The 13,141-nt window shown below is 36.2% G+C and carries 7 protein-coding genes; all 7 read right to left on the minus strand.

Features of this window, described 5'->3' with window-relative positions:
- The coding region (locus ABXT06_RS18545) for a beta strand repeat-containing protein (protein ID WP_354592076.1) at positions 1 to 3,564 on the minus strand (3,564 nt) is incomplete at its 3' end.
- A gap of 495 nt (positions 3,565 to 4,059) precedes the next feature.
- Positions 4,060 to 4,803 (minus strand): rhamnogalacturonan acetylesterase, encoded by a 744-nt coding sequence (locus ABXT06_RS18550; protein WP_354592077.1) that lies wholly within the window; start codon positions 4,801 to 4,803, stop codon positions 4,060 to 4,062.
- Positions 4,804 to 4,993: 190 nt separating this feature from the next.
- Positions 4,994 to 6,349, minus strand: a complete 1,356-nt coding sequence (locus ABXT06_RS18555; protein ID WP_354592078.1) for a glycoside hydrolase family 28 protein — start codon at positions 6,347 to 6,349, stop codon at positions 4,994 to 4,996.
- Between the two features lie 538 nt (positions 6,350 to 6,887).
- On the minus strand, positions 6,888 to 8,885 hold the full coding sequence (pelA, locus tag ABXT06_RS18560) for a pectate lyase (protein WP_354592079.1): 1,998 nt from the start codon (positions 8,883 to 8,885) through the stop codon (positions 6,888 to 6,890).
- Between the two features lie 7 nt (positions 8,886 to 8,892).
- The gene (locus tag ABXT06_RS18565; RefSeq protein WP_354592080.1) at positions 8,893 to 10,482 is read right to left on the minus strand and encodes a glycoside hydrolase family 43 protein; all 1,590 of its coding nucleotides are present in this window, start codon (positions 10,480 to 10,482) and stop codon (positions 8,893 to 8,895) included.
- Between the two features lie 162 nt (positions 10,483 to 10,644).
- The gene (locus ABXT06_RS18570) at positions 10,645 to 11,868 is read right to left on the minus strand and encodes a glycoside hydrolase family 88/105 protein (protein WP_354592081.1); all 1,224 of its coding nucleotides are present in this window, start codon (positions 11,866 to 11,868) and stop codon (positions 10,645 to 10,647) included.
- Positions 11,869 to 11,890: 22 nt separating this feature from the next.
- Complete coding sequence (locus tag ABXT06_RS18575; protein ID WP_354592082.1) at positions 11,891 to 13,090, minus strand: glycoside hydrolase family 88/105 protein; 1,200 nt, start codon at positions 13,088 to 13,090, stop codon at positions 11,891 to 11,893.
- Positions 13,091 to 13,141: the final 51 nt, after the last annotated feature.

The raw sequence follows: 13,141 nt of genomic DNA on the forward strand, positions 1-13,141 counted from the left end.
AGGCGTTGCAGAGCACTCCCCTGAAATATCCGGCAGAACCGGAGCTGCGGGAGCGGTAAGGTCGGCAAGGATTACATTCTGATCGGCTGTCGAAACATTGCCGTTTCCGTCATCAAAGCTCCATGTCACCACTGTCGTCCCCTGCGCAGTAATAGGAAATACTGCTGATGTGGTTCCCGAAATTATACCCATGCAGGCATCAGACGCTGTCGGAACTGGAGGCGTTGCAGAGCACTCCCCTGAAATATCCGGCAGAACCGGAGCTGCGGGAGCGGTAAGGTCGGCAAGGATTACATTCTGATCGGCTGTCTGTGTATAACCGTTTCCATAATCAAAGCTCCATGTCACCACTGTCGTCCCCTGCGTCGTAATCGGAAATACGGTTGATGTGGTTCCCGAAATTATTCCAGCGCATGGGTCTGTTAATACTGGTGGCACTGGAGTAATTGAACATTCAGCAGTCACATCTGCTAAAGTTCCAGGTAGTGTTGATTCATTTATTGTAATATCTGCAGTTGCTGTATTAAAACAGTTACCATTGTTAAAAGTATAAGTTACTATATAATTTCCAGGTATTGAAGTGGCAAGATTTATTTCGCCTGTAGCTTCATCAATGCTTAATCCTGGATCTGAGCTATACACACCATTTGCAATACCCGTTTCTACCGAAGTTGCTACACCTCTATTACAATAAGACTGTGAACCATAACTTATTGCAGCAACTGGTAATGAATTTATAAGGATATCTGTTGTAACAGTATTTGAACAGCTCCCATCTGTAAATGTATAAGAAATAGTATGATTTCCAGCTGTAGAGCTGGCTAGATTTATTTCTCCCGTATCAGAATCTATATCTAAACTAGGATCAGACGTATAGGTTCCTCCTGTTGTACCTATTAGTTCTGGAATTGTCGTACCAAATTGACAATAAGCTGCACTTAAATAATTTATCGACGCTGTAGGAAGATCATTTATTATGACTTCAACTGGAGAAATCGTAAAGCAGCCATTAGCGTTTGTTCCTTTAATATAATAAGTACCTCTTAAATTTATCGCAGAAGGGTCATTCACTGAAATAATTGCCTGTTCATCTAAGAAATAAGTATATGCGAGTCCAGAATCGCTACCAGCTGTAATAGCTGTAGTAGTAATATCGACAGTAGCTGGCGTACAAACCGCGGCAGGGTCATTAATTACGATTGTTGGACTAGGGTTTACATTTATCGTTAAATTTGAAACTGGACTACTACTGCAAGGAGGTCCTAGAGCAACAATACATGTGAAATTATTTGCTCCAACTGAAAGATCTGAATAATTTATTACAGGATCTTTTTGATTTTGATTAGATGTATTAATTCCAGGACCACTCCAAAAATAAGAAAGAGCTCCAAAAATATCTACGTCTAGCTGTATTGTTCCCGAAGGCATATTACATATTGTAGCAGGTGTATTTAAGCCGTTCGCTGTTGCCTCTGGTGCTGCCGCCACTCCTATCTGTACTGATTGAGTTATGACATTTCCGCAGCCGTCTTTAATTCTAAAAAAATACGTTTCATCAGTTAGTCCACCAAAGGTATTGCTACTTTGATAAGATCCAAAAGTTGACCCACCATCGCTGCTAAGCGCATAATCAAGAACGTTATTCGGAGCCGGGGAATTTGATGCTGCGGTTATTGTTAAAACACCACTTGTTGCACCTGACGCACAAACATATCCTCCTGTATTTGTTTTATCAACTATTATAGCATTATTAGCATCGTAAGTAACACTTTGAGTTAAAACGTTTCGTGTTCCACCTTTTATTCGAAGTCCGAAAACATAAGTTCCATAACTTAAACCATTAAAAGGCAGTGAAGCAGTTGAACTAGCCAAGTCCCTAGTCTGTCCTACACTTGAAGGACCAGAAACAATTATCACTTGATATGCTGTAGGATCATCAAAATTACCATTCATAACATAATTAAACCCTCCGCAAACAGGTGTAGTTGTATATCCAGATAAACTGGCTGAACGCCCTTGAACTACAACATTAGCAATTGCGCTTCCGCAATTAGTATTTACTTGCAGAGTATAATTTCCTTTTGGCCAAAATGGTTTTGGATCAGTCGGATTAGGACTTGGCAATTGAGGTACATTTTCAACTAAAGGAAAACTATTTGTATATCCGACAGGAACTAATGGATTATTGGAAGCTGTAACCGTGTAAGTCAAATTATCTCCAGGCTGAGTCGGATTTATTGCCAAATATAAATAACCATAATCTAAATAATTTAAACTTACATTGTAAGTACCTGAAACGCTTTGAGCTACTGTATAATTTGATGTGTTAGGAAATAATAATCTGCTTGATGGCGCTGTATATAATCCTGTAGTTTGTCCATCACCATCTTCATAAGTGACTCTATAATAAGCTCCTGCGGTTAATGTTTCACTAAATACCTGGCCACTGCCAGTTGTAACAGTAAAATTGTGGACATCACTCGCATTTGTTTCATTTGTCAGTGTTAATTTAATAGGCAAACAATCAAGTCCAACCCCAATTACTGATTTAACAAGTGCAGAACCACCACAGTTTGCAATTGAAAGACTAGAATAAGTTGTATTATAATTAGTAACTGCAAATTCTTTGGTTGCTCCACACATATCCATTAATACAACGCGCATATTAGAAATATCTGCCGTTACATCACTTCTATTTGCAGTAACAGGTAATACAGGATTAAGATTTGATAATAAAAATCCATTTCCATTTTTATCGGCATATCCATCACTATCGGTATCTTCACCATATAAGTCTCCTTTATATTTTATTTTCCATCTAAATAAAGATGCATCAGCTGCAGAAACGAAAGTACCATTAGAAGTGTAAACAAACCCTCTTTCAATATATAATCTGATCGCTTCTATACAGGAGAGTCCTGGCCTTCCAGGGTAGGATATTGTTGCTATTTTTATATCATTAATAGTTACCGTAGGGTTGGCAACCGAAGTCGCACCTGTTACCGTCTGTCCACAAGAATCCGTAACACTTACAATATAACTATTTGCAGTAAGACCATTAAAAGTAAAAGTATTAGCAGATATAGATCCACTGTTTTGCAAAATAGTACCAGGTGCGGCCTGCGTCGCTATAGTGTAAATATATGGAGACTTTCCATTTGTAACTGTAGATGTTAATATTTGTGTGCCTCCCACACAAGCAGACACTTTCGTTGGAGTTGTTACAGTCATTGCAGTATATCCATCTGTTACACTTATATTTCCGCTTGAAAATACCGTTGCTGCTGATGTTGCCCGCCCATTTACCACATAAGTTCCTGTACTTAACCCAGTAAAAATAGGGTTGGTCGTAAATTGCGTGTTGTCTCCAGGAACTGGAGAAACTACAGTTCCTCCCCTAACAAGCTGATACTGTGGCGTAGTTCCTAAACCAATACTACTAGCGGTAACAATTCCACTGTTTTGACAACCTGTATTACTGGCTGCACCAGAAACAGTCTGTGCAATAGTTCTATTACTTAAAAAGGACAGAATTAATAATATTAGAGTAATTTTTGTTCTCATATTCATTTTTTTTATTCAACAATGGTCAGATAAAATCCAATTTCACTAGTAAAATGCAAATCGGTTTTTAAATAATAATTGTATATTTTAATTTTCTTAAACGTACGCTGTAGGTTTTTACATTTTTTGCGAGTGCAAAAATATTCCAAGAACATTTTTTTAGTTTCCACTAAAAGTTTAAAAAATAACAGAATAGAGCTTTTCTAATCAAAAAAGTAGAAATTTTAGTGATTGTAACCAAATAGAAGCTAATAATGTTGATTTCTAATTAATATTATTCTAACATAAAGAAATGTAAAAAAGTCATAATAGTATTAATAAACCAATCAAGCTACAATTTTAATTAAAAAACATTTTCCTATTTCATGTATGATTTTACAAATCACAAATATACTGAAAATCAACACATTAACAAACTTAAAAAAGAATAAAAAAACACTAGCAATAAAAAAATCTATTACTAGTGCTTCTCAAAAAATGTATACTTTCTTAAAACTATTTTATGTCTTTTCTCAGTTTTCCTATTTCGGATTCTCTTAATTGTTTAATTTGATTTACAAAAATCTGAGCTATTTCTGTAGCGCCTTTTAAAGACAAGTGAGTATCATCTTCTTTATCTTTATCGTAAAAAGTATTTTCACCAGCTTTAAAATGCAAATGAAGCTCTTTTGACTTTTCTGGTCCATAAGATTGTTCAAGCTTTTCGGTATAATATTCCATATCAATAAATGGCACGTCGTACTCTTGTGCAACTAAACGAGTTTCCAAAGGATAATCACCATGAGTGGGAACTAAAACTCCTTTCTCATTAAAATTTCGTCTAGAAATAGAAGTAAGTAAAATTGGTATTGCTCCTTTCTCTCTACTTTCTTTTACAAATTTTATTAAATTATATCTGTACGCAGTATGCGGATTGGTATAACGACTTGGGTCTTCTATTTTTTGATCATTATGTCCAAATTCTATTAAAACATAATCACCTTTTTTTAATTGGTTATAAATAGAATCCCAACGCTTTTCATCAATAAAGCTTTTAGTGCTTCTTCCGTTCACAGCTTTATTTACTACAACAATATTATCTTTAAATAATGGTTGCAATACCTGCGCCCAGCCGTGTTCGGGATTTTTTTCTGGGTCTTTTTTATTGGCCATTGTGGAGTCGCCAATGCAATACAGGGATGTTTTTTGTGCGAAACAAACTGTGGTGATGAGGAATGTTAGGATGATGTATTTTTTCATTTTCTTTTGTTTTTACTGCGAAGTTTTTTTTTACCGCAAAGTGCGCAAGGGTTTACGCAAAGGTCGCTAAGTTTATTTTTATATTCTTTGTCAAAGAGGACACAAAGCTTTGTCGATTCTCTTTGTGTGCTTTGCGGTAAAAAAAACTTTGAACCTTTGTTACTCAGAACCTTTGAACCTTTGAAAAAAACTAATGTTTAGAAACTGCTGTCGGCACTGTTGCACGTTTGCCTATAAACACATCTGTCATCAAGACGTTTTCTGCATTTTCGTTCGACAAGGCATTTTTAGCTTCTTTTATTTCTATATTTTTTAATGTTATCTTTTTGATTTTTTTATCTGCAAATCCTTGGATGACAATTCCAGATTCTGAAGCTTTGTTACAAGTAATATTTGAAAAATATACATTAGATATATCAGACTGATAGCCTTTCCCTTCTCCATGATAGTTTGCTGTAATGTACAAACAGTCTTCAACTTGGTCTAATTCAATATTTCTAACAAATATATTTTTAATATACCCCCCGCGATCTGCGTTGGTTTTCAAATAAATTCCTCTTTTTAAGTAACCCACAGTTTTACAGTTTTCTACAAAAACATTCTGAACTCCAGCCGACATTTCGCTGCCGATTACGACTCCATGAAGTCCTTGAAAATTACAATTTCTAATGATAATATTTTGACTTGGCGTCGCTGTATTAGCTCTTCCTTCGTGGTCTCTTCCTGCTTTTATGGCAACATTATCGTCTCCATTATCAAAAGTTACGTTTTCTATTAAAACGTCTTTTGCGTATTCTGGATCTATTCCGTCGTTGTTATGATTTAGTGATTTATAGCTTATGCCGCGAATGGTTATGCTTTCTGATTTTAAAAGGTGCAGACACCAGAATGGCGAATTTTCGATTCTGATATTTTCGACTAAAATGTTTTTGCAGTTTAAAAACTGAATCATCTGTGGTCTTAAAAAGTAGCCTTCTCCAAATTTTCTTTCGCTTAATGGAGTATTGTTATGATTCATGTCACGGCTTCTGTTTTTGCCTTCGTTTTCTTTTGCTTTAAAGGTTTTCCAAGCCTTTCCTCCTTCTCCATCAATAGTTCCTTCGCCAGAAATGGCAATATTAGTGCAGTTGTTAGCATAAATAAGCGGACTGTAATTGTACAGCATTGTGCCTTCCCAACTTGTTAAAACCATTGGCAAATAGTCTTTTGGATTATCGCTGAATTTTATTCTTGCTCCTTTTTCGAGTTTCAAATTGACATTGCTCACAAAATGAATTGGCCCATTAATTTTATAGGTTCCTTTTGGGACAATAATAGTTCCGCCGTTGTTCTTTTTACATAATGCCATTGCTTTATCAAAAGCCTTTTTATTGTCTGAAACAGAATCTCCTTTTGCTCCTAATTTCACCACATTGATTTGAAAAGAAGGAATTTCTGGAAGCTTTATATTCTTTACAATAGAATCGACTTTTGCTGACGGAAAATCTCCGTTTTGTGCAAAACATGTGCTGGCGATGAGTATTAAGAGAAGATATTTTAGATTCATTTTTTTTATATTGAGTTTTTTGATTTCACGCAGATTATGCTAATTTTAGCTGATCTGCGCAGATTTAATTCTAAAAAAATCTTTTTAATCTGCTTTGATCTTTTTAAATCTGCGTGAAATTTTTTTGCTCGCTGATTTAGCAGATTATGCAGATTTATTTTTTCCTTTTTTATACCGGAAAGTGCCCGAGGGTTACGAAAAGTTCACTAACTTTTTTCTTTATTTTCTTTATCTTCTTATCGAAAGAGCACAAAGCTTTGTCTTCATTTGTCAGTCTGAACGGAGTCGAAGACCTTTACGTCACGAAAATCCTTCGACTCCGCTCAGGAGGACAATACTTTGTCGATATACTTTGCGTAGACGCACTGAAGTGCGTCTCTACGGAAAAACCTTTGTCACTTTGTCTCCTTATATTAAACCTTTGTGAACTTTGCGTAACCTTAGCGCACTTTGCGGTAAAATTAACCGCATAGTATTGCAGTTTGCGCTGTAAACTGAGACTGTGACTGACACTGTAAACTGAGACTGCGACTGAATACTAAAAATACCACGCTCCAGCCTTATCCTTAAGAATGTTCTCAATAGAATATTGCGCCGCTTCTTTCTTAGAAAGCTGATGAGACCATTTTACTCTTTTTGATGGCTGAAATCCTTCACCAGTGCAATTGTATTCGGCATAAAAGGCTTTTTTTTCTGCTTCTGGTTTCGACCAGTTTTCCCAGCCTTCTGGTTTAATTTGGTAGCCCATTTCGCAGTTTATAAAAACGGTTTTGGCATAAATGCGCCATGGTCTTCCTAAATAAACGTCTTTTGCTTCTGGATTTGCTGTGAGTTTACAGTTCTTAAAAACGAATCCAAACGGCATTCCTTCTGGCGTGGAAGCGGCTGTGATATACGAACTTTTAATGCTGTGAATGGTGCAGTTCTCGAATAAAGCTGTTGCGCCACCAAATATAAAATCGGTTGTACCTTCGATATAACAGTCTTTAAAATATTGTTTGGCATCTTTTCCTGATAGGTATAAAGTATCCTGATTTCCTAAAAGATTACAGTTTGTTATTTTGGCGCGATTTGCTGTAACCGACAATGCAATAGCTTGCCCACGTTCACCTGAAGTATTTTTAATGGTTAAGTTGGACGCCGAAAAATCGTCTCCTTCAACCAAAAGCGTATAGGTATAAAAGGTGCTGTTTCTTCCGAGTCCGATTTTCGAAAAATTATCATCAAAAGTAATAATGGTGTTTTCTTTGCTTTCGCCTTGCAAAACAACTTTTGTATTCCATTCTGGGATCCTCACCTTTTCGTTGTAAATTCCGTTTTTCACATAAACGGTTACTTTCTCATACGGAAAAGCTGGAGTCGCATAAACAGCGTCTTGTATTTTGGTATAATCTCCAGAACCGTCTTGTGCTACTGTAATATAATTAATAATTTTCTTTTCTGAAGCGCCTACTTTAGTGCCGTTTTTAACTGCCCAATCGGGAAATTTTTTCAAAACTTCCTGCGGCGCGTCTGAATACCAAGAATAGCCATTTCGCCTTTCTGAACCAATCTGATCCAACGATTTTTTTCTGATTCCGTCACGATCGCAAAAGAAAGGTTCATTGGTTTCCAAATCCATAAATCTTGCCCAAATCGGTTTTGCATTTGCTGTTGGAATCATTTTTTTGTCTACGATTTTTCCAGCATCATTCAAAACTCTTTTTTCTTCTAAATTGGTGATTTTTGTTTTTTCGAACCACTCCACAGCACTTTTTACAGCGGTTACAATTTCTCTTGAAGGCTTGTCAATCGACATTAAAAGCAACACAATTTTTGTTGATTCATACCCACTTAACGAAGCCAATTCAAAAGCTCTGGCATTTGCAGGAGCCAATGTAACTTCGTCATGCTGTGCGCACCATGCGGTTAAAACTCCGTTTTGTTTGTATTGCGTTTTTAAGATGCAATCGACTCCTTTATCAAAAGCTTTTTTGCATTTTTCTACAATTTCTTTTGATGGTTTAATACTATAATAATCCGATTCGTCTGCTACAGCTTTTATGACATTCATAATATTCACCATCGAATCGTCATTGTAGGTAATGTGCATATAATAGCCTTTTTTTAACGGATAAAACTGTGGCCAACCGCCATTTGCATATTGCGCTTCAAGCAGATAATTCAATCCTTTTAAGAAAGATTCTCTATAACGTTCGTCTTTTACCTGCGCGTACATTCTAGACATAAAAAGCATTTCTTGACAAGTTGCGCCATTGTCTGTAGTAGTTTCTACGGCCGTTTTTTTGAGTGATATTAAATCTTTTTTCTGCTTTTCGGTCAGTTCATCCTGCATTTGGATGTTCTTTGGCCAGCCTCCAATGTCTCTTTGATAGAGCAATACGTTTTCGGCTATTTTTTTGGCTTCTGCCGAAGCAAACCAAGCTGCATCGTTCTTACGGATAATATCAGGCCATCTTTTGTAAGTATTCTGAGCATTTACAGCAAAACTGCAAAAGCACAAAAAAAATATTATTTGTTTTTTAAACTGCATCATTTCCTTCTTATTTCGTTACTCTAAACCAATCTACTTCAACATTTCCAGAATCATTTTTTATTTCTTCGCCTAAAGCGAAAAGTCCGACTTTGGCACCAATCCATTTTCCTTCTCTTGATTTGAAATCATTTCCGATTGGCTGATAATTTTTATCATTTAAGCTGTAAAAGAAACTGCACATTCCGTCTTTCTTAATTTGAACTCTAAGGTAAATCGTATTGCTTTCTATTAAAATTGGTTTTGTTCCTGTTTCTGAAACCATTTTGTCAAAAGTTCCCGTTTTCTGATTCAAGTATAGTTTACCATCAACATTTTTAAAACATAGAAAACTATAATCTAATCCCATTACAATCAGACCTGTAGATTCGCCTTTAAGTCTCGAATTAAAAGTCAGTTTTGCTGTAGCGGTAAATTCTTCTGCTGGGAATTTTTGTAATAATAAATTTGGCGCATTAAAAATGTTTGATGTAGTAGTGTTGCAAAACAGATTTAGATATCCTAAACTTGTCGGGAATCCAAAATTGGTTTGTTTGTTGGCCTGCCATTGCCATTGCAGTCCCAGTTTAGGCTCATTAAATTCATCTGAAGTTGCTGGAACTTCTATCGGATATTTTTTGCCGACATTTGGCTTTCTATAAGTTGTTACAGGCTCGCCGATTCCGTTTTTATCAAAATCTTCTCCCATAACCGGCCAGTCGTTTACCCATTTCATTGGCTGAAGATGCACAATTCGTCCATAGGCTTCTTTATCTTGAAAATGAAAAAACCAGTCTTCTCCTGTCTGTGTCGTTACCCAAGCACCTTGATGGGGACCATTTATAGCGGTCGAACCTTGTTCTAGAACCTTCTTTTTTTCATAAGGTCCGAAAACATTTTTCGATCTTAAAACCGTCTGCCATCCTGTTGGAACTCCGCCAGCTGGAGCAAAAATGTAGTAATATCCATTTCGCTTGTAGAATTTTGGGCCTTCAATAGTTTCTTCGCCTTTATGTCCGTCAATCACCATTACTTCGTCATTATTTACAACCGTTCCTTCTGGATTCATGGTGCACACTACAAGCAGACTTTTAATCTGTGCACGGCTTCCTGCAAAGGCATGAGTCAGATACGCTTTCCCGTCGGTATCCCAAAGCGGACTAGGATCGATTAAGCCTTTTCCAGCTTTTACCAAAAGCGGTTCAGACCATGGCCCTTCTGCTTTTTTGGCTTTAATCATATAAATTCCGAAATCGGGATCTGGGTAATAAATATAAAACTCATTTTTATGAAAGGTAATGCTTGGCGCCCAAACTCCGTTTCCGTGCTGTACGCTATCATACGTTTCAAATGGTGGCTGTTTTACCAAAGCATGACCAATAATTTTCCAGTTTACTAAGTCTTTTGAATGTAAAATAGGCAAACCTGGAATGCAGTTAAAAGATGAAGCGGTCATATAATAATCATCGCCTACGCGAACAACATCTGGATCTGAATAATCGGCATGAATAACAGGATTGGTGTAGGTTCCGTCTCCGTTATCTGGCGTCCAGACTTGTGCTGTATTCTTCTGAAAGAAAACGATGCAGAAGAGGAATAGGATGATTTTTATGTTTTTCATTTTTAACTATACTTTTTTATTTAAACCCGACAGCTTTTAAAAACCTGTCGGCTTTAAAATTTGCTTTTCTTTGAGGAGTTTCTTTGCGATGCTTCGACTCCGCTCAGCAAGACAAAGCAGAGCATTCATAACTCATAACTCCAAACTCATAACTTCTAAAAATTATCTGTTTAATTCAATAGCAGCCAAAATAAAAGGCCCAGTTGCTTTCGGATCGTTGTCTTTTTTTCTTTCGTTTACGTAATATTCGTAAGAACCGTCACGATATGGGTTTCCTCCTAAACCTGCCACTTGACAGCAGTTTGTTAAAGTGATTCCACCGTCTTCGTCTACTTTTTTGATTAAAATTGTTGTTAATCCGTCAAAAGCTTTGTTGGCTGCTTTTTTAAATTTAGCTGGCAAATATCCTTTGTTTGCTCCTTTTGCATAAGCATACGCAAACATTGCAGATCCAGAAGCTTCTAAATAATTGTCTTTTTCTCCGCCTTTATCTGTAACCTGATACCATAAACCAGATTTGCTATCTTGAAATTTAAGTATCGCTTCAGAAGCATTGTTTAAATATTTGATTAACTCTTTTCTTTTTGGATGGTCTTTTGGCATATAATCTAAAACATCAACCAAAGCCATTACGTACCAGCCTAAAGATCTCGACCAGAAGTTTGGAGAGTTTCCTGTTTCTTTATTTGCCCAAGGCATTTGTTTACTTTCGTCCCATCCGTGGTATAATAATCCCGTTTTTGGATCTGTAGCTTTCAGCTGAATCACTTCAAATTGTTTTGCGATATCGTCGAAACTTTTTCCGTTTTCAAATTTTGCTGTGTATTCTGCATAGAATGGTTCTCCCATATACAAACCGTCTAGCCACATTTGGTTTGGATAGATTTGTTTGTGCCAGAATCCGCCACTTTGCGTTCTTGGCTGTTCTGCAAGCTGTTTGCGAATTAGCTGTAATGCTTTTAAATATTTTTCATCTTTTGAAGTTTCATAAACATCAAAAAGAAGACGTCCTGGCAATACTAAATCAATATTGTATTTATCAAACTCATACGTAGTAATGCTTCCGTCTGTTTGCACAAACTGATCTACATAAGTTCTTACGTAATTTTTGTATCTAGCATCAGGATTTTTTTTGTACAATTCTTCTATTGAATGCAGCACTAAAGCATGAACGTAATCCCACTTTGGCTTTTTAGCATCGTCAATCATATACGATTCTGGATGGCGTTTCATCAAAGTCAAAGCCATTTTATCAGACCATTTTGCATTTTTTCCAATTACGATATCTTTTGCAGGTTCCTGTGAGGTTACTTTACAACTCGTAATAGTCATAACAAAGACCATAAGAGCCGACATGAAGTAATTGTGCTTTCTACTATTTTTCATTTCAACATATATTTAAATTCAACTATTTTTCTAATTCTATTGATGCCAATAAAAATGCTCCAAGGCCAATTGCACCGTTTTCTTTTGTTTTGGAAGACAAATAATAATTGTTTGTTCCGTCACGGAATGGTTTTCCGCCCAAACCTACGTTTGATGAAACATTCAAAACATTGACTTCTCCTTTTTTATCAACTTTCACAAATTCTTTTACAAAACTGTCAAATGATTTTTTGGCTGTCGATTTATAGCTTGACGCTAAATAACCTTTGTTTGCTCCTTTTGCAAAAGCATAAATAATCATTCCAGAAGCTGATGGTTCTACGTAATTTCCATACAATTCTGGTTTATCTGCAACTTGATACCATAACCCATTTTCACTTTTGTACTGATTCACACTTTTTGCAATCTGATTCAAGTATCCTACCAAAACCTTATACTTCGGATGTGATTTTGGGAAATAATCTAATGTTTCAACCAACGCGACCATGTACCAGCCAATTCCCCTACCCCAAATTGTTGGCGAAGTTCCTGTTTGCTTATCTGCCCAAGCAATCTCTTTACTTTCGTCCCAAGCTTGATAAACCAATCCTGTTTTTGGGTCTACAATATGTTTCTGAACGAGTTCAAATTGTTTGGCAATATCATCTAAGCTTTTTCCTTTTTCGTACTTCACCGTAAACTGCGCATAAAAAGGCTCTGCCATATACAAACCATCAATCCACATTTGGTTTGGGTAAATCTGTTTGTGCCAGAATCCTCCGCTTGGTGTTCTCGGCTGGCTTTCTAACTGATTTCTCAGTTTTCCGATAAGCTGTAGATAACGCGAATCTTTTGTAACTTCATAAAGATTAAACAGCAGTTTTCCAGGATTCAAACAATCGATATTGTATTCTTTAATATCATATTTTTTGATATTTCCTGTACTGTCAATCATTCCATCAACGTACTCTTTAATATAGCTTAGGTATTTTTTATTGTTGGTTTTCTGATATAATTTTTCAAAACCAGACAATACAAAACCCATTTTGTAATCCCATTTTGGTTTTTCATTTCCGTCAAGCTGCCAAGCATTCGGATACCTACTTAAAATAGAAAGCGCTGTTCGTTCTGACCATTTTAAATCGTACGGAATAACATTATCTGATACCGCTGTCTGATTTTGCGCAATAGCAAAAACATTGAAAAGCAACAGTAACAGTATAGCTATTTTTTTATACTTCATATTTATTTTTTTTAGCCACAGATTAATGGATTATTTGGATAAATTTTCACG

This window comes from Flavobacterium sp. UW10123, from assembly GCF_040538975.1.
Classification (GTDB): Bacteria; Bacteroidota; Bacteroidia; order Flavobacteriales; family Flavobacteriaceae; genus Flavobacterium.